The organism is Rhizobium sp. SG741, from assembly GCF_012275435.1.
In the GTDB taxonomy this organism is placed as follows: Bacteria; Pseudomonadota; Alphaproteobacteria; order Rhizobiales; family Rhizobiaceae; genus Rhizobium; species Rhizobium lusitanum.
Genome location: NZ_JAAZQP010000004.1, coordinates 454,741 through 479,135 on the forward strand (window position 1 = coordinate 454,741; position 24,395 = coordinate 479,135).

16 protein-coding genes are annotated in these 24,395 nt (G+C 60.2%); 3 read left to right on the plus strand and 13 right to left on the minus strand.

Annotation, left to right across the window (positions count from 1 at the left end; translation table 11 throughout):
* Window positions 1-25 precede the first annotated feature (25 nt).
* Window positions 26-394: an Hpt domain-containing protein gene (locus tag FHT29_RS13765; protein WP_034504779.1), complete on the minus strand. Its 369-nt coding sequence runs from the start codon at window positions 392-394 to the stop codon at window positions 26-28.
* A 493-nt stretch (window positions 395-887) separates the two neighbouring features.
* On the opposite strand from FHT29_RS13765, the gene FHT29_RS13770 reads away from it, so the two are divergent.
* The gene (locus FHT29_RS13770) at window positions 888-7,748 is read left to right on the plus strand and encodes a hypothetical protein (RefSeq protein WP_168599753.1); all 6,861 of its coding nucleotides are present in this window, start codon (window positions 888-890) and stop codon (window positions 7,746-7,748) included.
* A gap of 134 nt (window positions 7,749-7,882) precedes the next feature.
* On the opposite strand, the gene FHT29_RS13775 is transcribed toward FHT29_RS13770, so the two are convergent.
* The 10 genes from FHT29_RS13775 to FHT29_RS13820 form a co-directional block, all read right to left on the minus strand.
* A complete protein-coding gene (locus FHT29_RS13775) occupies window positions 7,883-8,209 on the minus strand; it encodes an RcnB family protein (protein WP_037202404.1) in 327 nt (108 codons plus the stop codon).
* Between the two features lie 143 nt (window positions 8,210-8,352).
* Window positions 8,353-9,963 carry a glycoside hydrolase family 43 protein gene (locus tag FHT29_RS13780; protein ID WP_168599754.1) on the minus strand — a complete coding sequence of 537 codons (1,611 nt, stop codon included), beginning with the start codon at window positions 9,961-9,963 and terminating at the stop codon, window positions 8,353-8,355.
* A gap of 135 nt (window positions 9,964-10,098) precedes the next feature.
* The gene (gene mgrA, locus FHT29_RS13785; protein ID WP_037202408.1) at window positions 10,099-11,130 is read right to left on the minus strand and encodes an L-glyceraldehyde 3-phosphate reductase; all 1,032 of its coding nucleotides are present in this window, start codon (window positions 11,128-11,130) and stop codon (window positions 10,099-10,101) included.
* 66 nt (window positions 11,131-11,196) lie between these two features.
* Window positions 11,197-12,330 (minus strand): Gfo/Idh/MocA family oxidoreductase, encoded by a 1,134-nt coding sequence (locus tag FHT29_RS13790; RefSeq protein ID WP_047556575.1) that lies wholly within the window; start codon window positions 12,328-12,330, stop codon window positions 11,197-11,199.
* A gap of 11 nt (window positions 12,331-12,341) precedes the next feature.
* On the minus strand, window positions 12,342-13,103 hold the full coding sequence (locus tag FHT29_RS13795) for a sugar phosphate isomerase/epimerase (protein WP_047556573.1): 762 nt from the start codon (window positions 13,101-13,103) through the stop codon (window positions 12,342-12,344).
* 76 nt (window positions 13,104-13,179) lie between these two features.
* A complete protein-coding gene (locus FHT29_RS13800; protein WP_168599755.1) occupies window positions 13,180-15,642 on the minus strand; it encodes a glycoside hydrolase family 2 protein in 2,463 nt (820 codons plus the stop codon).
* A 57-nt stretch (window positions 15,643-15,699) separates the two neighbouring features.
* Window positions 15,700-16,791, minus strand: coding sequence for an ABC transporter ATP-binding protein (locus tag FHT29_RS13805; RefSeq protein WP_037202413.1), 1,092 nt, complete (start codon window positions 16,789-16,791; stop codon window positions 15,700-15,702).
* 3 nt (window positions 16,792-16,794) lie between these two features.
* Window positions 16,795-17,736 carry a carbohydrate ABC transporter permease gene (locus FHT29_RS13810; protein ID WP_037202415.1) on the minus strand — a complete coding sequence of 314 codons (942 nt, stop codon included), beginning with the start codon at window positions 17,734-17,736 and terminating at the stop codon, window positions 16,795-16,797.
* Complete coding sequence (locus FHT29_RS13815) at window positions 17,729-18,634, minus strand: sugar ABC transporter permease (RefSeq protein WP_037202416.1); 906 nt, start codon at window positions 18,632-18,634, stop codon at window positions 17,729-17,731. Before FHT29_RS13815 ends, FHT29_RS13810 begins: the two co-directional genes overlap by 8 nt.
* 212 nt (window positions 18,635-18,846) lie before the next feature.
* Entirely contained in the window at window positions 18,847-20,082 is a 1,236-nt protein-coding gene (locus FHT29_RS13820) for an ABC transporter substrate-binding protein (protein ID WP_037202417.1), read from the minus strand.
* 461 nt (window positions 20,083-20,543) lie between these two features.
* Between FHT29_RS13820 and FHT29_RS13825 the strand changes: the two genes are divergently transcribed.
* Entirely contained in the window at window positions 20,544-21,575 is a 1,032-nt protein-coding gene (locus FHT29_RS13825) for a LacI family transcriptional regulator (protein ID WP_047556781.1), read from the plus strand.
* A 60-nt stretch (window positions 21,576-21,635) separates the two neighbouring features.
* Here the strand turns inward: FHT29_RS13825 and gndA are convergent, their stop codons facing one another.
* On the minus strand, window positions 21,636-23,063 hold the full coding sequence (gene gndA, locus FHT29_RS13830; RefSeq protein WP_037202419.1) for an NADP-dependent phosphogluconate dehydrogenase: 1,428 nt from the start codon (window positions 23,061-23,063) through the stop codon (window positions 21,636-21,638).
* 297 nt (window positions 23,064-23,360) lie between these two features.
* Between gndA and FHT29_RS13835 the strand changes: the two genes are divergently transcribed.
* Window positions 23,361-23,759 (plus strand): polyketide cyclase, encoded by a 399-nt coding sequence (locus FHT29_RS13835; protein WP_037202420.1) that lies wholly within the window; start codon window positions 23,361-23,363, stop codon window positions 23,757-23,759.
* Window positions 23,760-23,765: 6 nt separating this feature from the next.
* Here FHT29_RS13835 and FHT29_RS13840 read toward each other — a convergent pair whose 3' ends face one another.
* Window positions 23,766-24,380, minus strand: a complete 615-nt coding sequence (locus tag FHT29_RS13840) for an ABC-type transport auxiliary lipoprotein family protein (protein WP_052212142.1) — start codon at window positions 24,378-24,380, stop codon at window positions 23,766-23,768.
* Between the last annotated feature and the right edge of the window lie 15 nt (window positions 24,381-24,395).

The following is a 24,395-nucleotide window of genomic DNA, read 5'->3' on the forward strand; positions in this document are numbered from 1 at the left end:
TTTGCCGATTTTCCAGCGGATCAGTTCAACGCGACAGCTTCAGAATGAAATTCTCGGCGTCGACGACACAGGTGGTAACCGCCGCCATGCGGGCAGCATCGCCTGCATCGCTCTCGAGCGCCGCCGCCGCATCCGCCACGCGGAAGGCACCGACGGCACTGGCTGCACCCTTCAACTTGTGCGATGCAGCCTGGACACGCTTGGCGTCGCCGCTGCCGATCTCCTGCAGACAGGAGCGCGCCTGCCTGGCGAACATCTGCAGCACCTCGACCTCGAGGGCCTTGTCGCCCATCGTCTGCTTTGCAAGGTGAACCAGATCGATCGATCGCTCCCGCGACGGGGCCGGACCCCGCGAATTGTCCGGAGATTCAAACGCGATATTCAGTGCTGCCATGTGCCAATGCTCCCGTCTTATAACTGTGACTGTTTGTGGGACGTGCCGCATGCTTGCGGCCTGGGGATGGCCATCGAGTTAAATTTTGGCACATTCAGGGCGCAAATCTCCAGACATGGTTAACGTGCGTTAAACATGCTCAAAATATTGGCTTTTCATGATGTTGCACCAGCGAAGAAGGTTAATGGTCTCTTAATGATCCACTGCCTTTACCGTGGAGTTAATTGTCATGACTGGGGGAATGTGTCACTACGATACTGATAAATTGGGTCTTTGGCGCATGCCTTTGCCCAAGAGGTGGATAGTGGTAATGTTTTCATAACATTCGTTTGAAAAAGCAGTTATCCACTCTGAATGTAATAGGAAATCCATCATCGATAGAGATCGATGACGGAAGACCTCACGGGAGGCAGGGTTCGTCTTTTCTGGACACGGCGGAATTTCCGGAAACGACACGGCAAGCCCGATTTGAGTTGTAACGAGGCGTAACCGCATGGCGAACAAAAAGTACATCGAGTCGGTCGAGGACAAGGCCTTTCAGGCATTGGACGAAGCTTTGCAGATCGATTTCAGTGACGAGGACTTGGAGTCTCGCAGCAGCCCTACACCCGATGCCCCGGAGCGAAAATTGTCTGAGCCGACCAAGCAGACTAGGAGCGACGCAGCCCCTAAGACAGGCCCCGCACGCAACTCGACCACAACGGCTGCCACGCCACGCCCGGCTGAAGCGCCCAAGAGCCCGAACCTCGCAGCCGCCAACGATGCCAACCGGGCAAGCCCGGCCAGCATATTGAAAGCACTGGACGGCGGCTCCCAGAGCCATGCGGTGCGCAACGCCACGATCTTTTCGTTGTTCTGGATCATCGGCGGCGTCGGCCTCGCCATGCTTCTTTACGGCACTCAGATCCGGAACATCCAATCCGTCGCCGATCTCGCCGCCCTTCCCGGCGTCATTGCCTGCATCGTCGGCATCGTCGTTCCCGTACTCCTGTTCTATGCTTTCGGCATGATGATCTCCCGTGCGCATGACATGCGCAATGCGGCCCGCTCCATGGCGGAAGTGGCCTTGCGCCTCGTCGAGCCTGAGACCGTCGCCTCCGACCGCATCATGACGGTCGGCCAGGCAGTGCGTCGCGAAGTCTCCGCTATGAACGAAGGCATCGAGCGCACCATTGCGCGCGCCACCGAACTGGAGACCCTCGTTCACACCGAGGTCAATGCGCTGGAGCGCAGCTACGCAGACAATGAACTGCGCGTACGCGGCCTCGTCCACGAACTCGGCGCCGAGCGCGACGCGATCGTCAACCACGCGGAGCGGATCCGCTCGTCCATCGTCGGCGTGCATGACCAGATCAAGGAAGATCTGTCGCTGGCGACGGAAGAGATCGCCGTGCGTCTTTCGACCTCGGGCGAAGCCTTCGCCTCGATGATCGACACGCGCGCCGCTGCGCTGATGGAAAAGTCGGATTCTGCGGTCAACGCGATCGGCACCCTGCTCGCCGCCAAGACCGACAGCCTGCTGCAGAACCTCAACGCTTCCGGCTTCGCCCTCAGCCAGGAATTCGACACACGCCTGGAATCTCTGTCGTCGACGCTTTCCGAACGCGGCAAGGAATTGCTCGGCCAGTTCGAAACCCGGGCATCGACGCTCGACGCGAACACCGAAAAGCTCAACACCGCGCTCAATGAGCGCGCCCGCCAGCTGAATGAGACGTTGGTGGCCCGGACCAGGGAGATCAGCGAGAGCCTCACAGGCGGCGAGCGTTCAATCACCGGCACGCTCGACGATGTGCTGGCCAAGCTCAACACCGCGCTTGATGAAAAGGGCTCAAGCTTTCGCCAGAGCCTGCAGTCGACGGCTGACGATGCTATCATGGACATCGATCTTCGCTCCGGTTTCTTCGATGAGCGCTTCCAGTCGACGATCGCGCAGCTTTCGACTGCCTTCGACGAGCGCGTATCCCAATTCACCTCCGCCTTCGACAAGCGCGCCGGTACGCTGGACAGCAAGCTGTCGGAAAGCCTTGCTCGCATCAATGAGACCTTGGGCAGCAACTCCGACGCTATGGAAGGCATACTGACCTCCAGCATCGAACGCCTGGGTTCCACCCTTACCGACCAGTCCTTCGCGCTGGCCACGACGCTGGCCACCGGCCAGGAAGTGCTGGAAAGCGCGATCGGCTCCAAGGCAGGCGAGATTACGTCCGCGCTCCAGAATGCCACCAGCGGCATTTCGTCGGCACTCACCTCGGGCACGGGCGAATTGAACACGACCCTCGCCTCGCATGCCGGTGCCTTCACGTCGGCCGTCCAGGGCGTCACAAGCGATGTCACGACCGCGCTGCAAAGCGGCACGGAAGCACTCACCACAGCCTTTGCCGGCGGCGCCAACAACATCAACAATACGCTCTCGGCTCGCACCAGCGAGATCACGCAGGCGCTCGGCTCGGCTCACGAGCGCATCGACACCGTCATGGCGGCCCGCAGCGGCGCCCTGTTCGGCGCTCTCGCCGACAATCAGTCGCGTTTCGAGCAAACGCTTTCCGAACGTTCGGAAGGCATCATCAACGCCGTCACCGGCTCCCACGAACATCTGACTGCGGCCCTCGACGAGCGCACGTCGATGCTGGCGATTTCGCTTGCCGAGAACCAGCTTCGTCTCGAAAACACGCTGGCGAGCCGCGCCGATGCCATCACCGGTATCATTGCCGACACGCACGGCAAGATCGCCGACACGCTCGACGACAAGACGATGGCCCTCGCCATCGCTCTCTCGGAAAGCCAGGCACGCCTTGAAGATACCGTCTCCGGACATGCCGAACATGTCGCAGGCACTTTGGACGAGAAGACAAAAGCACTTGCGCGCGCGCTTGCAGAGAGCCAGGCTCGCCTGGAAAGCACCGTTTCCGGCCACGCGGAAAGCGTCACCAACGCGCTTGACGACAGGACGATGGCCCTCGCCATCGCTCTCTCGGAAAGCCAGTCACGTATTGAAGATGCCGTCTCCGGACACGCCGAACATGTCGCGGGCACTTTGGATGAAAAGACAAAGGCACTCGCGCGCGCGCTTGCAGAGAGCCAGGCGCGGCTGGAAGATACCGTTTCCGGTCACGCCGAGCGCGTCGCCGATACCCTGGATGGCAAGACCAGTGCGCTCGCCTCCGCGCTGACGAGCGGACAGGCTCATCTTGAGGAGACGCTCGCCAATCGCGCCGAAGCGATCATCAAGGCATTTGCCGGCAATCATGCCGCATTGGCTGACGCGCTTGATGACAGGACGATGGCGCTGGCCATCGCGCTTTCAGAAAGCCAGGCTCGCCTCGAAAGCACCGTCTCCGGCCATGTGGAAAGTGTCGCCAGCACATTGGACGACAAGACGATGGCACTCGCCATCGCCCTTTCCGAAAGCCAGGCGCGACTGGAAGATACCGTTTCCGGTCACGCCGAGCGCGTCGCCGATACGCTTGATGGTAAGACAAGAACACTTTCCGACGTTCTGACGGGCGGTCAATCCCGTCTCGAGGCAACGCTCGCCAATCGCGCGGAAGCGATCACCAACGCATTCACCGGCAATCACGCTGCGCTGGCCGATGCCCTGGACGAAAAGGCTATGGCCTTGGCCATTTCGCTTTCCGACACACAGTCTCGCCTCGAGAACGCCCTTTCCGGCCGCCTGGATGCCCTTTCCGACACGGTAGCCGGCACCCACGACAAGATCGTCAACAGCCTCGACGACCGGACGATGGCACTGGCGATCGCCCTTTCGGAGAACCAGGCAAAGCTTGAGGAAACACTGGCAAACAGCGCCCAGGCTATCGCCCACACTGTCACCAGCGGCCACGAAGCACTGACCAATACGCTCGATGACAAGAGCATGGCCTTTGCGATTTCTCTTGCCGAGAACCAGAGCCGGTTCGAAAACACCCTGGAATCGCGCGCCAATGCACTGCTCGACAGCGTCTCCGGCGCCGAGTCTCGCGTGACCGATGCCTTTGGCGACAAGGCGGATGCCATTCGCGCCGCCTATACCGAAAATCAGGCTCGCCTCGACCGATCGCTTGCCGCCCATGCCGAATCCCTGTCGGGACTGCTCGGCAGCAGCAGCGACCGGGTCGAGAATGTTCTCGGCACCACGACGCGCCAGCTCGAAAATACCCTCGGCGCCGGCCTGTCCCAGATGGACCAGAGCCTGGCCTCGGCCTATGAGCGCATGCGCACGACGCTGGAGGATCGCAGCAACGAGATCAGCCTGACGCTCCGCGACGCACATGAGCAACTCGATAACACGCTGCTCGAACAGACGACCGCGATCGGCACGTCCATCGCCACCAGCGCCAGCATGCTGGAAATGTCGCTCGAGGATCGCGAGGCCTCGCTGCGCCAGAGCATCGATGCCAGCGCGAGGGCTTTGGAAGAACGCCTGAACAGCGGCGCCGGCGATATCGCCGGCCGCATACAGCAGGCCGCTGGCGACATTGCTCGCTCGGCCGAGACCTTCTCGTCCAACCTCAATCAGTCGATAGACGGCATGACCAGCCGCTTCGCCGAAACCGGCTCCCGTGTCGAGGAAAGCCTGTCGACTCTCGAGAATCGCATCCACGAAGGCGTCGGCGGCGTTGCTGCCCAGGTCGACGCAGCCGGCAACCGTCTTTCCGAAACGCTGGCGAGCGGTGCAACTCAGATAGATCGGAGCGGCAGCGAGGCCGCAGCACGCATCGAAGAACGTCTGTCGACGATGGATCGCGCGCTCAATGTCGGCCTTGAAGCCGTCAACCGCACGATCGAGGGCAAGGCCGCAAATCTCGCCACGACACTGCGCACCGCCGTTGCCGATGCCGCTCAGGGCATGGACAGCGAAGCAACGCGCACTGCCGATCTGCTTGCTAGTACCGGTCAGCAGTTTGCCGACAATCTCGGCAGCCACAGCGATGCTTTCACCCGCGCCATGACCGAGCGCTCCGACGATCTCGTCAACCGCGTCTCCGAAACGCAGAACCGGCTGGCAAGCCAGGCCGCAGCCGTTGCCCAGACCTTCTCGGAGGCTGGCAACGCGATCGTCGCCAAGGTTGCCGAAGCCGAAGGTCTCGTCAGCAGTCAGGTGGATACGATCTCTCAGGCCCTGTCATCAGCCGAACAGTCGCTGGAAGCCCGTGGCGCGTCCATCCGCAATACGCTGACCGGCGGCAGCGAGCAGATCGCTTCCACCATGGCGCAGGTCGAGCGTGCCCTTGATGAGCGCGGAAACGCCATCCGCACCTCGCTGGAAGACCGCGCCCGCCAGATCGACGCCACGCTGACCGATGTCGACAAGGCACTGGAAGCGCGCGGCGCATCGATCCGCAATTCGCTCGATGAACGCACCCGCGAGCTGAACTCCATGCTGGCAGGGCGCTCCACAGAACTGTCGCGCCTCATCGACGAAAAGGCCCGCCCGATCGTCGACCGCTATGCGGCAACGGGCCAGGAAGCAGCCGCCCTCATCTCGGCGGCGGCTCAGGAAAGCAGCGATCGCCTGCGCGCCGAAAACGCCGCTCTGATCAATGCCATTGCATCGCGCACCGAACACGCGGTCAACACCGTCAGCACGCTCGAAAACAATCTGCTGGCAAGCGTCAACGGCATCATCGCCCGCCTGGCGGAAAACAACTCGACGATCGCCGGTCTGTTGACCAATGCCGCCACTGAGTTCGCGACCGTGGACGATCGCCTCAGCGCGACCTCGGTGCGCTTCGCCGAATCCGCCACGAAGGCCGGCGAGATGGTTTCGGCCTCCTCGCGCCTCCTCGAAGGCAAGGTCGACAAGCTCTCGGAAATCACCGGCCAGACCCTGTCGCAGGTCGGCAACATCGTCGGACGCTTCGACGAGCATTCCAAGGTGCTGTCGCAGGCATCCCAGCTTCTGGGTGCTGCGCAGTCCAATCTCGTGTCGACGCTCGAAGAACGCGAAACGGCATTGCAGAACCTGGCCGTCGGCCTCGTCCAGCGTTCGGAAGAGATCGAGAACACCATGCGCGCCCTCGGCTCGATGGTGGAAACCGCCTTTGACCGCGCCGAACAGCGCTCCAATCAGGTCACCGGCAATCTGCGCCAGAGCGTGCAGTCTTCCTTTGCAGATATCGGCCGCGTACTCTCAGATACGGAGAAGCGGGCCGAGGAAGCAGCAGAGAGCATGCGCGGCGTACTTCACAAGGCCAGCGAAGACGCAAGCCAGGCAGTGGAAAGCACCTTCGCCAGTGCAGAGCGTCGCTCCAATGACCTGAGCAACCGTCTTCGCGGCGGCCTCACGGCTTCCTTGTCCGAAGTCGAGCAGATGTTTGCCGAAGCCGGCAAGACGTCCGATGGCGCGGCTCAGCAACTGCGCGAGACCCTGCGTGTTGCTGTCGACGACGCTGTCGGCCGCTTCGCCGGGGCAACCGACGAGATCCGCCGTTCGGCCGGCGATATCCGCAGGGAACTCGACCTGACCCGCAGCGAATTGAAGCGCGGCGCTTTCGATCTTCCCGAAGAGGCCAAGGAAAGCGCTGCCGCCATGCGTCGCGCCGTGGCTGAACAGATCAAGGCCCTGCAGGACATCTCGCAGATCGTCGGCCGCTCGACGCAGCAGCTGGAGATCTCAGAGCCCTCAGCTCGCGCGCTGGCAGACGTACAGCCGGCCCAGCGCCCGCGGCCGGCGGCACCTGCCCCGACCGCCGCCGCCGCTCCCAGGCCGCAACAGCCTGCTCCGCAACAACCTGCGCCCCAGCAGCCCGCTCCCCAGCAGAGCCTACAGCAGCCGTCGCAGCCTTCGATCGAATCCTTGGGCCTGCGCGGCTCCATCCCGGCTGCTCAGCCGCAGCGACCGGCAGAGACGCCCGCTCCGGTTCGTCAGGAAACGGCAGGTGGCGGCTGGATCAGCGATCTGCTGCGCGGCGCTTCTCGCGACGAGAACGCCGACCTGCCGCCACCCCGCCAGACCGCACCGCGTCAACAGACAGAAACGGCGGCGGCTCCCGTGGCCCGCAATCCGCGTCACGTCGTCGAGTCGCTGAACTCCCTATCGGTGGATATTGCCCGTGCCATCGATCATGATGCTTCGGTCGATCTGTGGCGCCGCTACCAGCGCGGCGAACGGGATGTCTTCACCCGCCGTCTCTACACGCTCAAGGGCCAGCAGACGTTCGACGAGATCAAGCGCAAGTATGATCGCGAGCCGGAATTCCGCACCGCGGTCGATCGCTACATCGCCGATTTCGAAAAGCTGCTTGCCGACGTTGCCCGCACCGATCGCGACCGCACCGTCACGCAATCCTATCTCACCTCCGACACCGGCAAGGTCTATACCATGCTGGCACATGCCGCGGGCCGCCTGAGCTGAGATTGAAGCAAGACAAAGTGCATAAAATCCCCGGTTAAATGCCGGGGATTTTGATTCAAGCCGATATCAATCATTGATACGAAAAAGGCGACCTCGAAGGTCGCCTTTTCTCGTCGCCAAGGTCCGGTCGAAACCTATCGGGCGTCATGCACCTTCGAAATCAGCCCGCTCGTAATCCCGACAAGCAGGATGCTGTTATTGATGCGAACCCAATGATAACCGCGCGGCGGCGACGTCAGACGAAGAGCACGATAGTCGATCTCAGTCGCACGACGTCGGTCGGAAGCGGACAGACGACGACCTTTGACCCAGCCGCCCTTGCGGACGACCACCTTCTTCTTCACCACTTCCTTCTGAACGACGACCTGTTTGCCAGTCGGCGTTGGCTTGACTTGCGCTGTCGCAGCCAGCGGCATCGCCAGGACCGACGCCGCAAGAAGGACGGTGAAGATTTTTCTCATTGGTTGTTTCCTCGTTTCAGAATCTGCGCGCGAACCTATCCCGCCGGACATGAAGCAAATCTGACGGTTGGATTACAATTTCGTAATGAAAATGATTAGCTTGTGTGAATTTCCTCAAACACCGTCACAAGCCGCTAACGACTTCATAGCTCATCATAATTGAACCAGTCGAAATCCGCCGTCTTCGCCCGGCCCGACGTGTCGAAGGCGAACATGCCGGCAAACGCGCCAGTGAACGAGCCATGTTCACCACGACCGCCCTCATCCGAAATAACACCGGCATCGAGGACGGGACCGATGGCCTGCCACGCCCCCATGCCTTCCGCCTGCCAGAAGAACTGAAGGTCGTTGTCGCGCACCTCCATGGCAAGCTGGATCCGCCCGTCGGGCACGGCGACGCCGGCATCGATCGGAAAGCTCAAACGGCCGTTCGGATAGTCGCCGGGGCAGGTCATGATGGTGACGCAGCGCCCGAGCTTTTCATGCAGGGTCACGGCAATCGCATGCAGCTTGAAGCGATTGTAGTAATGCGTCAGACCGGCGACCTGCTGATAGGTATCCGGCTCGAATTCGACGACCGTCTCGGCGCGGAAGCTGTGATGTTCCTGCCGGCGGGCGACGAGAGCCTGCTCGAACCAGGAGCCGATGCTCTCACGGGCGAAAAGCCTGAGATGGCCTGATCGCTCTATCAGGCTGAAGATCCGCTCCGGCTTTGGGGTGCGCAGCCACTGGAAATCCATGGGCAATGTGCGCTCGTCAAAATTATAGCCGCTGCGGCGGGGCTTCTCGATGCGCTCGGCGCCAGTCAGGCCAGGCACCTCGACATCTGGCACGCTGGTGCCGTTTTCCAGGTAAAGCCAGCCGTCGTCCTTCCAAACGCATTTCTGCAGGCCGGTTTCGCGGCCGAGCGTGCAACGGCGATGCGGCGGCAATGGCCGGCCGCATAGATGCGTGTGGTAGAACCGACCGTCATGCGTCTCGACATACTGGCCATGTCCCGCCCGCTGCAGCGCAGCCTCCGGATGATCCTTGGACGTGATCAGGTATTTGTTCGGATGCAGCTCATAGGGGCCCTCGAGATTGCGCGAACGCGCCATGGTCACGGCGTGATCATAGCCGGTGCCGCCTTCGGCAGTGGTCAGATAATACCAGCCATCGCGCTTGAAGAGATGCGGTCCTTCGACCAGGCCAAGATCGGTGCCCGAGAAGATATTCCTGATCGGCCCCTTGAGGCACTTCGCCGCCGCATCCCATTCCTGCAGGAGAATGCCGTCGAAGGCCGGCGTCTTCGGGGAGCCGCCATAGCTCTCCGTTCGTTGGTTCCACTGCATGTTGACGAACCATTTGCGTCCATCATCGTCATGGAAGAGCGATGGGTCGAAACCGGAGGAATTGACGTAGGACGGCTCGGACCATTCGCCTTCGATGGTCGGCGCGGTCACGATATAATTATGCGCGTCCTTGAAGTTGCCGTCGTAGCGCTTGACGTCGGTATAGACGAGCCAGAACAAGCCATCCGCATGGGAAAGGCACGGCGCCCAAATGCCGCAGCTATCGGGCTCGCCGCGCATGTCGAGCTGTGATGAACGCTCGAGTGGCCGGCGCACCAAGGTCCAGTTCACCAGATCGCGCGAATGATGGATCTGCACGCCCGGATACCATTCGAATGTCGATGTGGCGATATAGTAGTCCTCACCGACGCGGCAGATGGACGGATCGGGATTGAAGCCCGGCAGGATCGGGTTGCGGATCATGGAACATCTCCTCCAGAGAACACCTTAATATGCGCCGTTCGGACGGCAATGGATACAATGACCGACCACCTGCATATCCGCTCCACCCGGACAAAGCAAAACGCCCGGAAGCTGGTTCCGGGCGTCTCAAGCTTATCAGTCGCGCTCGGCCGACTTGGCCCAGAGATTGACGTCGGCCTCACGGGCGTAGACATCGATCTCCTTCAGCTCTTCGGCCGTGAAGTCGAGATTGTCGAGTGCCTTGACGCAATCGACGATTTGCGACGAACGGCTGGCGCCGATCAATGCCGAGGTGATACGGCCGCCGCGCAGAACCCAGGCAATCGCCATCTGCGCCAGCGTCTGGCCGCGCTTCTCGGCGATCTCGTTGAGTTTGCGGATATTGTCGATGATCGACGGACGAATGAAATCCCGCTTCAGGAAGTGGTTCTGCGCGGCGCGGCTGTCCTCCGGAATGCCGCCCAGATATTTCGTCGTCAGCATGCCCTGGGCAAGCGGCGAAAAGACGATGGAGCCGATGCCGAGCTCATCAAGCGTATCCACCAGACCGTCATCCTCGACCCAGCGATTGAGCATGGAGTAGCTCGGCTGATGAATGAGGCATGGAGTGCCGAGTTCCTTAAGGATAGCGGCAGCCTCGCGCGTACGCTGCGAGTTGTAAGAAGAAATGCCGACGTACAGCGCCCTGCCCGAACGGACGATATGATCGAGCGCGGCGCAGGTTTCTTCGAGCGGCGTATCAGGGTCGAAGCGGTGTGAATAGAAGATGTCGACATAGTCGAGCCCCATGCGCTTCAGGCTCTGGTCGCAGGAGGCGATCAGATACTTGCGGCTGCCCCATTCTCCGTAAGGACCCGGCCACATGTCGTAGCCTGCCTTGGACGATATGATGAGTTCATCACGCAAGCCGGCGAATTCGGAGCGCAGGATCTCGCCGAAGGCAGTCTCGGCACTGCCGGGAGGCGGACCGTAATTGTTGGCAAGATCGAAATGGGTGATGCCGAGATCGAAAGCCGTGCGGCACATATCGATCTTGCGGTCATGTGGCGTGTCACCACCGAAATTGTGCCAGAGTCCCAGCGAAATCGCCGGCAGCTTCAGACCGGAGCGGCCAACCCTGTTGTATTTCATTTTCGCATAGCGGTCGGATGCCGGTTGCCAAGCCATGATAACTATTCCTTTGAGATGAAAAGCGCGCGGGTTGCCCCGCGCGCAAACTAGCTTTTCCTATGCTTACTTCAAGAGCGCTTGCGCCTCTTCGATGCCGAGTGCCGCCGGCTGCGTGCAGGTCGTGGTCAGATCGATGAAGCGGTTTTCCGCACCCGACTTCAGGATCGACGTCATGACGTCGACGCCATGCAGCGTGCGGTCGAGCGAGCAACGCGCATCGCGCCCGTCGATCAGCGATGCCGCCATGTCGGCAAGACCGGCCGTGCGGTAGTTGGCGCGCGGGCCGCTCGGGCTTTCCTGGTTGGCTATGCCGAAGGGATGCGCCCAGTTCTCGAGCGGCTTGATGTCCTTGTCGCGGCCGCTGGCTTCCACCGTACCACCGAAGAAGTTCGGGTCGGGCACGTAGAGCGAACCCTCGGTGCCGTAGAGTTCCATATTGGCATGGCGATGCGACCAGACATCCCAACTCGCCGTCAGCGTGATCGTCGCACCGCTGACGAATTCCAGAAGCGCCTGGATCGTCGTCGGCGTCTTCACCGGAATGATTTCGCCGTTGCGCGGCTCGCTGGTGATTGTGCGGGTCGGCGATGCCATGGACGTCATGGCACCGACACGCTTCACCGGTCCGATCAGGTTGATTAGATTGGCGATATAATAGGGACCAAGGTCGAGGATCGGGCCGCCCCCCGGCAGGAAGAAGAAGTCCGGGTTCGGATGCCACATTTCCATGCCTGGGCTCATGACATGGCAGGAGCCCGAGGTGATGCGACCGACGCCGCCGTCATCGATGAATTTGCGCGCGAGCTGATGCGCACCGCCAAGGAAAGTGTCGGGGGCGCAGCCGACGGCCAGCCCCTTCTCCTTGGCGATACGCCGCAGTTCTTCGCCCTGCTCCAGAGTCAGCACCAGCGGCTTTTCGGAGTAGACATGCTTTCCCGCCTCGAGAATGCGCTTCGAAACCGGAAAATGTGCGTCCGGGATGGTCAGGTTGACGATGACGTCGAGCTCGTCATTGGCGAGCAGTTCATCGATGGTCTGGGCCTTGACCTTGTATTCCTCGGCGCGCAAGCGCGCCGCGTCCATGTTGATATCAGCGCAAGCCAGCACATTGAGCCCCTTGAAGAGCGGCGCGAGCTTGAAATAAGTCGTTGAGATGTTGCCGCATCCGATGATGCCGACGCCAAGTTCCTTAGCCATGTGGAAATGCCTCAAAAGCTCTTGAAGGATGCGATGGAGCGCGTGATCAGGCGATCGACGTCGCTCGGATTGTCATGTTCGATAACGTAATGCTTGGTCTTGGTGCCGGCCAGCGTCTTGATCAGCTTGGCCCAGGGAACCGTACCATATCCAAGGTCGGCCCAGCCGTCTTCATTCTTGTTTTCGCCTGCCGGCGCGATGTCCTTGACGTGGACGGCCGTGATGCGCGAACCGAGCTTTTCGATCCAGGCGAAGGGATCGCCGCCGCCGCGGATGACCCAGGCGATATCGGCTTCCCAGGAAATATCCGGAGCGCCTTCGAAGATCTGCTCGATCGGTAGAGAGCCGTCGGCCTGCTTGACGAACTCGAAATCATGATTGTGCCAGCCGAATTCGAAGCCTGCATCCTTGTAAGGCTTGCTCATCTCCTGCAGGCGCTTGCCGAAAGCAAGCCAGCCGGCTGCGTTCGTCGGGCGTTGATCGGCGGCCAGATGCGGGGCATAGATCGAGTCCATGCCAAGGATCTTGCCGATCGTCAGCGACTTCTGGACCTGGCCATCAAGGAAATCCGGGCTGAAATGGCCGCTTGCCATCGTCAGGCCGTTTTTGTCGAGTTCGGCGCGCAGGCTCTTCAGGCCCGCCTCGTCGAGGTCGGCGTAGATGCCGCCGAAGCCCTCGACTTCCGCATAGCCGGCTTTGCCGAGCTTTACGAAAATCTCGGAATAGGGCTGGAAATTGCGGGCGCTATAAAGCTGAAATCCAAGTTTCGTCATCGCTAGTCCTCCATGGCCTCGTGGCCGTCTGTCATGAGCTTGTAGCCCGAAATCGCCGCCGCTGCGGCGGAATAGCTCAATCCACCGATTGGCTGGATTGGAGATCGTAGATACGGAATGCAGGCACGCCGCCTGCCAATGGCTTGGCCGGCGTAAAGACGATGCGGCGGCTTTCGCCGGCGGCAAGATCGAAGGCGTTGTCAGAGTAGCGCCCCTCAGTCTCGCTCTCGATCATCACGAACAGCGCAAGTCCCTTTGCGGTGACGGTGAGCTCCACCGTACCGTTTTCCTCCTTCTCCTCCCTCAGCACCGTCAGGCCCCCGGGCTGAAGCTCCAGAGCCTTATAGGTGCCGTGGACATAATGCCCCTCACCGCCCATGCCGTTCGATGCGGTGAAACGCCACGCCAGCAGGCAATCGGCAGGAACCTGATCCGCATCGATCGACAGCGCGACCACCGCCGCATCCGGGGTGCAGACCGCATGCGCCGTCGTCAACGGCACACGCTCGCCATCAAGCTTGAGCAGCGAAACCGAAATATCCGCGGTCACGTCCGCATTGGTATCGTTGACCAGCGAGAAGCGGATCGTCTTGTTATCCTCCGACGGGATCGCCGCGACCGATACCGGCTGGAAGAAGCGTCGCACCAGATAGTGCATCACCTTCCATCGGCCGCCGTAATCCAGGCTCGACCACGAAGCCACTGGCCAGGTGTCGTTGAGCTGCCAGTAGATCGTGCCCATGCAATGCGGCTTCAGCGATCGCCAATATTCCACCGCCGTCTTGATCGCGAGGCCCTGCTGGACCTGGCTCAGATAGACGAAGTTCGGAAAATCCTTCGGGAAGCGGAAATAGCGGAACATCGTGCCGGCGATGCGCTCGTTGCCGCCGGCATTCTTCTGGTGCAGCTCCATCACCGGGGATGCGATGTTCATATCCTTCGCCTCGGCATAGGTCTTAATGACAGGCATCGAGGTGTAGGACTGGAAGCCGAATTCCGAGCAGAAGCGCGGATGAACGGTGCGATAATTGTCGAACGACTTGTTCTCGTGCCAGACCGACCAGTAATGCATGTCGCCGGAGCCATCGGCATGCCAGGCATCGCCGAAGTTCAGATAGCCGGACGCCGGGCTCGACGGCCACCAGATCGCATCCGGCGCGGCCTTCTTCATCGCCCGCTCGATCGTCCGGTTCAGGCGATCATAGGAAACGAGGTAGCGATCGCGATCCTTACGAGATTCCTCGAACCAGGTAAGTGCGCCCACCAGTTCGTTGTCGCCGCACCAGAGGACGATCGAGGGATGCGTCGCCAACCGACGAACCTGATAATCCACTTCGGCTTCGACGTTCTCCAGGAAATCGCCGGTCGAGGGATAGAGATTGCAGGCGAACATGAAGTCCTGCCACACCATCAACCCGAGCCGGTCGCAAATATCGTAGAACCAGTCGTGCTCGTAGAAGCCGCCGCCCCAGACGCGGATGATGTTCATGTTGGCCGCAGCGGCCGATTGCAGCAGATCCTCGGTCAGCTCCGGCTTGGAGCGCGAAAACAGCGCGTCGGCCGGAATCCAGTTGGCCCCGCGAGCAAAGATCTCGCGGCCGTTCACCTTCAGCGCAAAACGGCTGCCGGCCTCGTCCTCGTCGGTGATGAGCTCGACCGTCCGCAGGCCGATCTGCCGCGTGACGGTCTCGAAATTCGTCTCTACCGACAGAGCATAAAGCGTCTGCTCACCATTGCCGGCTGGCCACCAAAGCTTCGGCTTGTCGACATGGAAGAGATGGGTGATCGAGGTTTCCCCGGCATTGACGCCGACATCGAGGCGCACCCACTCGTCATCCAGTTCGAAATAAAGCTGCGCAACGCCCGTTCCCTTGGCAAACAGCGCCACCGTCACCTTCAGATCGACGGAACCGTCGTCATTGTGGATCTGTTGGGTGACGACGTTCTCGATGCGGGCGATTTCGAGCTTCTTCAGCGCGATCGTGCCGTAAAGGCCGAGCGGCGCAATCGCGATGTTCCAGTCCCAGCCGAAATGGCATTGCGGCTTGCGCAGCATGTTGCCGTTCGGGATCGGCGAATTGTTTGTGCTGTATGGGATGTAGAAGGGCTGCTTCGCCTGCAGCTCCGCCCCCTCTTTGATGCTCGAATGCAGGACGATGCGAATGTTGTTCTCGCCCGCCTTCAATACCTTCGAGACATCGGGGCGATAGCGCTGGAAGCAATTATCGGCTTCGAGCACCAACGCGTCATTGACATAGACACTTGCGACGGTGTCGAGATAGTCGATATCGAGATACCAGTCGCCACCAGTGTCATCGAGAGTGAAGCTGCGTCTCAGTTCCCAATCCTGCTTGGCGACCCACTGCACGACCTCCTCGTTCCGGCCGAAATAGGGATCGGGGATGAGGCCTTCCGCATTGAGCGCGGCATGGACATCACCGGGCAGAGACATGAAAAGAGAATGATCGCTGCCGGGAGACGTGAGCTTCCACGAGCCAGCCAGATCGATGGCAAAATTATCGTTGATCGAAGATGACATCGGACCTCCCCGGACCGCTGTAAAAAGGAGGCGGCAAGGCCGCCCCCATGCATATGATCATATTCTGAGTTCTGTCTGCGCATCAAAGAGCGATGCGACAGACATGTCAAAGCCAAGCTTCACGCCCGTACCGGGGCTAAAACGCCTGGCACCGTTGACGCGCACCGACATGGTATGGCCGGCATGCTTCAGCCAAAGCAGATTGTCAGCCCCCATCGGCTCTTCGATATCGACGGTGGCATTGTGCGCCTCCGCGCCCGGCGCCAATTCCTCGTTGACCTTGATGTGCTCGGGACGTACGCCGAGTACGACCTTGCGCCCGGCCTGCAATGCCTCACCGGCCCTGTAGCCATCGAGCGAGAATAGCACGTCGTTGGTGGCAAACACGACCTTGCCTTCGCGGTTCACCAATTCGCCCTTCAGGAAGTTCATCGAAGGCGATCCGATGAAGCCGGCGACGAAGAGATTGCGTGGCTCGTTATAGATCGTTGTGGGATCGTCGAGCTGCATGATGACGCCGTTCTTCATGATGGCGATGCGGTCGGCGAGCGTCAGTGCCTCGATCTGGTCGTGCGTGACGTAGATCATCGTGTTCTTCAGCGACTGGTGCAGCCGCTTGATTTCCACACGCAGCTCAGAACGTAGCTTCGCATCGAGGTTCGACAAGGGCTCGTCGAAGAGGAAGACGTCGACATCGCGCACCAGTGCGCGGCCGATCGCCACGCGCTGGCGCTGGCCGCCCGAAAGCTCTGCCGGCTTGCGCTTCAAGAGCGGCTCGATCTGCAGGATCTCGGCCGCACGCGCGATGCGCTTCTTGATCTCGTCGTTCGGCACCTTGGCCACACGCAGACCGAAGGACAGGTTCTTTTCGACCGACATCTGCGGATAGAGCGCGTAGGACTGGAACACCATGCCGATGCCGCGGTCCTTGGGCTCTTCCCAGGTGACGTTCTTGCCCTTGATGAAGATCTGGCCTTCGCTGATATCCAGCAGACCGGCAATGCAATTGAGCAAAGTCGACTTGCCACAGCCCGACGAGCCGAGGAGCACCAGGAATTCGCCGTCATTGATCTCGAGGTTGAGAGTTTTCAGGACGTTGACGGCGCCAAAATTCAGCGAAAGGTCTTTGATGGAAACGCTGCTGGTCATGGATCACCCCTTCACTGCGCCGGCGGCGATGCCCCGGACGAAAAGCCGTCCGGAGACGAAATAGACGACCAGCGGAACGAGACCCGTCAGGATCGTTGCCGCCATGTTGACGTTGTATTCCTTCACGCCCTGGACAGAATTGACGATATTGTTGAGCTGCACGGTCATCGGATAATATTCCGGCCGGGTGAAGACGACGCCGAACAGGAAGTCGTTCCAAATTCCCGTGATCTGCAGGATCATTGCGACGACGAAGATCGGCAGCGACATGGGCAGCATGATGCGCAGGAAAATCTGCCAGAAACCCGCGCCGTCGATGCGCGCAGCCTTGAAGAGCTCCACCGGCAGCGATGCGAAATAATTACGGAACAGAAGCGTCAGGATCGGCATACCGAAGATGCTGTGCACCAGGATAAGTCCGCTGAGCGTGCCATAGATACCGATTTCGCGCAGCACGATGACGATCGGATAGATCATCACCTGATAGGGAATGAACGCGCCGACGACGAGGATGGAGAAAAAGAGATCCGCCCCCTTGAAGCGCCAGTTGGCAAGCGCATAACCGTTCACCGAAGCGATCGCGATCGAGAGGATCGTGGACGGTACGGTGATGCGAACCGAATTCCAGAAGCCACGGGAAAGGCCGTCGCAATTGAGACCGGTGCAGGCCGTCGCCCAGGCTTTCACCCATGGTTCGAATGTGATCTCGAGCGGCGGCGAGAAGATATTGCCAAGCCGGATTTCCGGCATTCCTTTCAGCGAGGTGACAATCATCACATAGAGCGGCAGCAGGTAATAGACTGCGGCAACGAAGAGCGTGCCGTAAAGCATGATGTTGCGGCCAGAGAGCGCCGGGCGCGGCTTGCGGCCGTTCGGTCCGGAGAAGGTCTTGCCGCTCGCGGCCTCGCTGCCATTCGCATTCTTGAGAGTAACAGAATCAGCCACGCTTGCGCCCTCCGCCGAATTCCAGGTAGGCCCAGGGGATAATGATGATCGCAACGGTCACCAGCATCATGGTGGAGGCTGCAAATCCCTGACCGAGGTTCTGCGCCTGGAACATGTAGTCATAGACATATTTGGCCGGGACTTCGGACGAGATGCCAGGGCCGCCGCTGGTTTGCGCGACGACGAGGTCGTAGACCTTGACAATGCCGCTGGCGATAATGACCAGCGTCGTAATGAAAACGGGCCGCATCATCGGAATGACAACGAACAGATAGGTCCTCCACATAGGAATCCCATCTACGCGGGAGGCTTTCCATATGTCCTCATCGATGCCGCGCAGGCCGGCGAGCATGAGGCACATTACAAGACCCGTTCCCTGCCAGAGTGCGGCGATCAGCACGCCATAGATAACGATGCTCGGCGTATAGAGCGGATCGAAGGTGAAACTCGTCCAGCCGAGCGAACGCACCACCGACTGGATGCCGAATTCAGGATTGAGAAGCCACTGCCAGACCAGACCGGTGACGATGAAAGAGAGGGCGAAAGGATAGAGGAAAATCGTGCGGAAGGTGTTTTCGAACCTGATCTTCTGGTCCATCAACGCCGCCAGCACGAAGCCGATGACGAGACTGAAGATCATGGACAGCACACCATAAATCGCAAGATTCTCGATGGACATAATCCACCGTGGCGCCGCCCACAGGCGATGGTACTGATCCAGCCCCACAAAGCTGAGGCGAGGCAGCAGCTTTGAACTGGTGAAAGAATAAACCACTGTCCAGATTGAGCCGCCAAGGAAGATGACGACAGCCGTCAGGATCATAGGAATGGATGCAATCTTCGAGTTCAGATTGCGCAGATATTGATTTGGCCGGCCGGCTTTCGCTTGACCCGTCATTGTAGCTCCTTCTGCATCGCAACTGCTTCGACGATCAGAAACTGGGTTTTGACCACGGTTCCTGCGCTTCCCCTCACTCTCGGCAACCGCCACATAGATGCGGATCCGTCGTCCGGGAGGGCCGCTGTGGCAAACCGGATCACGCTATGTGTCCCGGCCGTGATACCGGCCCGCTACGCGAAGCCGGTATCACTACAGCGAGAAGGTAGAGGTCAATCGGCCGCGGCGATGATGTCTACGAAGCGCTTCTGTGCCGCTTCCGGCGTCATCGCGGGATTTGCGAAGAACTCGGAGAACAGGTCCTCCTTCTGCTTCTGGGTATCGGCGGAAAGAAGCTGGTCCGTACCCTCGATCACGTTACCCTTCTTCAGGATCTCGAGGCCCTTCTTCATGCAGTCGTTGGCTTGCGCGAGATCCACGTCACCACGAACGGGCAGCGAGCCCTTCTTCAGGTTGAAGGCGACCTGCGTCTTCGGATCGAGCAGTGTCTTGGCCAGCACTTCCTGAGCCTTGGATTTGGCATCGTCCTTCAACAGCGGGAAGTAGAATGCATCGCCCCCTGTCGAGATGACTTCATTGACGCCGAGGCCAGGAAGGCAAGTATAATCCGTGCCGGCCTTCTGGCCCGCCAGCGCGAACTCGCCCTGCGCCCAGTCGCCCATGATCTGACCGCCGGCCTTGCCGGTGATCACGAGGTTCGTGGCCTGGTTCCAATCCTGGACATTGGAGCCCTTGGACAGCTTGCGGGCATCGTCGGCAGCCTTGAAGACCTTTGCGATTTCCGGTCCGGCAGCGACTTCCTTATCCTTGTCTCCGAATACCTTCTGGAAGGTATCCTTGCCGGCGATGGCGACCATCAACACGTCGAAGGCACCCGCGGCCTGCCAAGGCTGACCACCCAAGGCGAGCGGAACGATACCGGCCTTCTCCAGTGCCGGACCAGCGGCAACGAACTCATCCCAGTTCTTCGGAACCTCGACGCCGGCCTTCTTGAAGGCTGCGTTCGAGAGCCAGAGCCATTGCCAGGAGTGGATATTGACCGGGGCGCAATAGATCTTGCCGTCGATCGTGCAGGAATCGAGCAGGCTGGACGGGCGTATGACATCCTTCCAGTGCTCCTTGGTGGCGACATCGGTCAGGTCGCGCATGAGGCCGGCCTGCACAAGCTCCTCGGCCTGGCGGCCGTGGTTGAACTGGGTGGCGCCCATCGGATCGCCACCGGTGATGCGGCTGACCATGATCGGACGCGCAGTACCGCCGGAGCCGGCAATCGCACCATCAACCCAATGATTGCCGGTGGCGTCGAACGCCTTTGCCAGTTCGGCCACCGCAGCAGCTTCGCCGCCGGACGTCCACCAATGGGTTACTTCCAAATCCGTCGCGTTGGCTACCCCCAGCGGCAACACGACCGACGCAGCAAGCGCTGTCGCCATCAAACGGATATTCATGAGTTCTCCTCCCTCACTGAAACGTTGCCGGAAAAACCTAGTCGAATCATTTTCGCCGCGCAACCGCCAACTCGTGATTTTTTTGAAGATAGTTGAATATACAACCTATGAGTAAGTATTTCTTGTTGAATACGCGGTCTGTACAGAGCTCATTCAACTGAAATCCCTTCAAGGATCTTTCCATAAATAGCTGATTTTGTTTTATATTTTTAAAAACCACCTCCACAATTTCCCAGATGCAGCTCCGCGGCTGCAAAGCTTTCGATGGGTAAGCAGCGATGCAACCTTTAGGAATTTAGACAAAAGATGCACCGAAAATAAAGCTCGACATTCGTACTGTATCGTTACAGTTTTGATCATTGGCGGAGGAACAGTCGCATTGCGTCTATGCTTGCGATACTGGCGTGAGCAATATAAGCGGATTGGCCGCGGGAGGCGGCCGGGAGGCGAGCTTGTACGAAATGGACAATAAGAAAACGTCAGGGGGCGGCACTCAGCCCGCACCGGAGCGGCCGACACTGAAGACGATCGCCTTCATGACGGGGCTTGGAATTACCACCGTTTCGCGCGCATTGAAGGATGCCCCCGATATCGGCGCCGAGACCAAGGAGCGGGTGCGCATGGTTGCCCGGCAATTGGGCTATCAGCCGAATCGCGCCGGCGTGCGCCTGAGGACCGGCAAGACCAATGTCATCGCGCTGGTGCTGAGCATCGACGAGGAGATCATGGGCTTCACCAGCCAGATGGTCTTCGGAATTTCAGAGGTTCTGGCCGGCACGCAATACCACCTGGTCATCACGCCGCACTCGCACAGCAAGGACCCCTTGGTTCCCGTGCGCTATATCCTCGACACCGGCTCTGCGGATGGCGTCATCATATCGCGTACGGAGCCGGATGATCCGCGTGTTCGGTTGATGCACGAACGCGGCCTGCCCTTCGCCACGCACGGGCGGACGGACATGGGCATCGTTCACCCTTTCCACGACTTCGACAACGAGGCCTTCGCCCACGAGGCCGTTCGTGCACTGGTCGCCAAGGGGCGGCGTCGCCTGGCGCTGCTGCAGCCCGCCAGCAAGCTGACCTACTACTCGCATATCCGCATCGGCTTCCAGATCGGCCTGCACGAATACGGCGCCGAGGAGATCCCGCTGAGGGTAACGACCGATGCGCCGCTGGCCGATATCAGGGACAGCGTCGAGGCGCTGATGCGCTCTCCTCATCCGCCTGATGGAATCGTCTGTTCCAGCGGCGGCGGCGCCATTGCCGTCAATGCCGGCATCGAGGCGGCTGGTTTCCGCCTCGGCCGTGATATCGATATGGTCGCCAAGCAATCGACCGACGTGCTGAACTGGATCCGCCCGGAAATCATCACGATTTATGAGGATGTTCGTCATGGCGGCCGAGAGCTGGCCAAATCCGTCATCGCCCGCATCGACGGGATAGAACCGGAATTGCTGCAAAGCATCAGCTCGCCTGTCTGGCCGAAGAGCTGACGGTAAAAGGCCCGCCGGATTTCGCCGGCGGGCCTTTTCAGTTTAGATTCTGCAGCTCACTCAGCCGTTTGCGCCACTGCCCCATGGGCCGTGATGGATGTCCTTGCCGTCGATACGGTCGAAGCCGTGCGCGCCGAAGAAGTCGCGCTGGGCCTGGATCAGGTTGGCGGTGCCGCGAGCCTGACGATAGGCGTCGAAATAGGTGAGCGCCGAAGCGAGCGCCGGAACCGGCAGGCCGGATGCCGTGGCGGCCGAAACGATGCGCCGCAGCGACGGGATCGATTCTTTGACCATCTCACCGAAGGCCGGTGTAACGATCAGGTTTGCCGCATCAGGCGCCTTGGTGAAGGCGCTGGTGATCTCGTCGAGGAACTGCGAACGAATGATGCAGCCGGCTCGCCAGATCTTGGCGATGACAGGCATTGGCAGCGACCAGTTGAACTCCTTCGATGCTTCGGCCATGACAGCAAAGCCCTGCGCGTAAGCGCCGATCTTGGCGGCGAACAGCGCCAGTTCCAGATCCTTCAACAGGTCGGGACCGAAGGCGATCGGGAACTTGTAATCCGGCGTGCCGAAGATCTTTTCGGCGGCCTCGCGCTGGCTCTTGAGAGCCGAAAGGCTACGGGCTGCAACGGCGGCTTCGATGGCGGTCGCCGGAATGCCCATGTTCTGCGCTTCGATCGCAGACCACTTGCCGGTGCCCTTCTGGCCGGCCTTGTCGAGGATGACGTCCGGCATGGCGCTACCGGTCGCCGGATCCTTGGCGGCCAGAACCTTTTCGGTGATCTCGATCAGGTAGGAATTCAACCGGCCCTTGTTCCAGTCGCCGAAGATACCGCTGATTTCGGCGGCGCTCTTGCCGAGTCCATCTCGCAGGATGCCGTAGATTTCGGCGATCATCTGCATGTCGGCATATTCGATGCCATTGTGAATGGTCTTGACGAAATGACCGGCGCCGTCATTGCCGAGCCAGGCAACGCAGGGATCGTCGTTGTATTTTGCAGCGATCGACGTCAGGACTTTTTCGACGCGCTTATAGGAATCCTCGGTGCCGCCGACCATGATGGACGGGCCATGACGCGCCCCTTCCTCGCCGCCGGACACGCCCATGCCGATGAATGTCAGGCCAGTATCCTTCAGGCGATCGAAGCGGGCCATGGTGTCGCGGAAATTGGCGTTGCCGGCATCGATCATGATGTCGCCCTTGTCGAGATGCGGCTGCAGCGCCGCCATCTGCTGATCCACCGGCTCGCCGGCCTTGATCATGATAATGATCGGCCGCGGCGGGCGGATCGCCTCGACGAACTCCTCGATCGTCTTGCAAGGAATGATCTTGTCCTTAAGCGCGCCCGCATTCGCATAGAATTCGTCCGTCACTTGCGGCGTCCGGTTGAACACCGCGATCTTGTTGCCTTTTTCGGCAATGTTGAGCGCCAGATTCGATCCCATCACAGCAAGACCGATCAGCCCGATTTCTGCCTTTTCCACGACAATCCTCCAATGAGTCGTTGACCACATCCGGCGCCGCGCCGGTGGCGCAGAGGACGCGGCAACATCCGATAGGACGCAATGCCTCCGTCAATCGATGCGAGTTGCGACGGCCTGCGTTGGGCGTTGTTGTTGCATTCCGAGCGTGAAACGGCAAGCCTTCGACAGCCCCGAATCGCCCGCTTTGCAGGACTGTGCAAAAATGTTGCGGGATTCGCGGCCCATCCATTTTCCATGCGCGCGAGCCCGCAGCCGATCGCCAGTCCGCCGAGAGAAAATATAGAGGAGGAGACCATTATGTCGACCATGATCGCGAAGATCGTGCATATCTCCATCGATCGTCACTGGACGGAGGTCTACGGTTTTGCCAGCCGTCCGGAAAACATGCCGCTATGGGCTTCCGGCCTGGCATCGGGATTGAAGCAGGATGGAGAGGACTGGATCGCGGAGGGCATTCTTGGCACCGCCCGCGTACGCTTCGCCGCCCGCAACGACTTCGGCGTCCTCGACCACAGGGTGACCTTGGATTCCGGTCTTCAGGTTCACAACGCGCTGCGGATCGTGCCGAATGGCGACGGCTGCGAGGTCATGTTCACCTTGCTTCAGCTCCCCGGCATGACCGAAGAGCAGTTCGCGGCCGATGCCGCGCATGTGTTGAAAGATCTCGGGACTCTCAAAGAACTGATGGAGCGATAATGGCCCTTAAAGCGAGCGCAACGTCCAATCGACAAGCTCGCTGGTCACGCCCGCAAACGCGGCATCCAGCGCCCGCACGAAATCGGGATTGCTGCCGCCGCTGACGGGCACGACCTTCCGGAAGATATTCTGCGCCTTTACCGTACCCGTGCGGTCGTTCAGAATCTTTTCCGAGATTTCGACCGTCGCGGTTTTCTGGCCGCCTACGGTATTGATCTCGAAGGAACGAATGTCGGTGACGACCTGATAGTCGATCGCCAGGCCCTGCCCCGGCACGCCGACGCCACCAAGCTTGCCGGTATTCTCGAAAGCCTCGACCAGCTTCGACTGCACCATCCTGCTCAGCTTGTCGCTCCATTGCGACTTGCCGAGATACTGGATTTCCGAAGATGAAACGCGGATGACGATCTGGTTGCTGTCCAGCGCCTGCAGCGCGGTCGGCGGCGGGATGAGTATCTGTCGGTTCTTGACCGAAGGTCCGTTCGCCTTCACCGACGCGGAAAGATCGTAGGTGTCGTTGTTGGAGGAACTTCCGCAGCCCGCCAGCAAGGCTACTAGCAATGGCAATGCGATCACAGCTTTCCACACCTGATGACGCTCACTCGACACGCAACCGACCATATTCCGCTTATCCCC

What these genes read in the sequence shown, in the direction of transcription:
- mgrA (WP_037202408.1), bottom strand. Translation starts at nt 11,130, where the DNA reads ATGGCTTGGCAACCGGCATCCGACCGCTATGCGAAAATGAAATACAAC.
- FHT29_RS13805 (WP_037202413.1), bottom strand. Translation starts at nt 16,791, where the DNA reads ATGACCAGCAGCGTTTCCATCAAAGACCTTTCGCTGAATTTTGGCGCC.
- FHT29_RS13765 (WP_034504779.1), bottom strand. Translation starts at nt 394, where the DNA reads ATGGCAGCACTGAATATCGCGTTTGAATCTCCGGACAATTCGCGGGGT.
- FHT29_RS13770 (WP_168599753.1), top strand. Translation starts at nt 888, where the DNA reads ATGGCGAACAAAAAGTACATCGAGTCGGTCGAGGACAAGGCCTTTCAG.
- FHT29_RS13825 (WP_047556781.1), top strand. Translation starts at nt 20,544, where the DNA reads ATGGACAATAAGAAAACGTCAGGGGGCGGCACTCAGCCCGCACCGGAG.
- FHT29_RS13790 (WP_047556575.1), bottom strand. Translation starts at nt 12,330, where the DNA reads ATGGCTAAGGAACTTGGCGTCGGCATCATCGGATGCGGCAACATCTCA.
- FHT29_RS13815 (WP_037202416.1), bottom strand. Translation starts at nt 18,634, where the DNA reads ATGACGGGTCAAGCGAAAGCCGGCCGGCCAAATCAATATCTGCGCAAT.
- FHT29_RS13840 (WP_052212142.1), bottom strand. Translation starts at nt 24,380, where the DNA reads ATGGTCGGTTGCGTGTCGAGTGAGCGTCATCAGGTGTGGAAAGCTGTG.
- FHT29_RS13775 (WP_037202404.1), bottom strand. Translation starts at nt 8,209, where the DNA reads ATGAGAAAAATCTTCACCGTCCTTCTTGCGGCGTCGGTCCTGGCGATG.
- FHT29_RS13820 (WP_037202417.1), bottom strand. Translation starts at nt 20,082, where the DNA reads ATGAATATCCGTTTGATGGCGACAGCGCTTGCTGCGTCGGTCGTGTTG.
- FHT29_RS13795 (WP_047556573.1), bottom strand. Translation starts at nt 13,103, where the DNA reads ATGACGAAACTTGGATTTCAGCTTTATAGCGCCCGCAATTTCCAGCCC.
- FHT29_RS13780 (WP_168599754.1), bottom strand. Translation starts at nt 9,963, where the DNA reads ATGATCCGCAACCCGATCCTGCCGGGCTTCAATCCCGATCCGTCCATC.
- FHT29_RS13800 (WP_168599755.1), bottom strand. Translation starts at nt 15,642, where the DNA reads ATGTCATCTTCGATCAACGATAATTTTGCCATCGATCTGGCTGGCTCG.
- FHT29_RS13835 (WP_037202420.1), top strand. Translation starts at nt 23,361, where the DNA reads ATGTCGACCATGATCGCGAAGATCGTGCATATCTCCATCGATCGTCAC.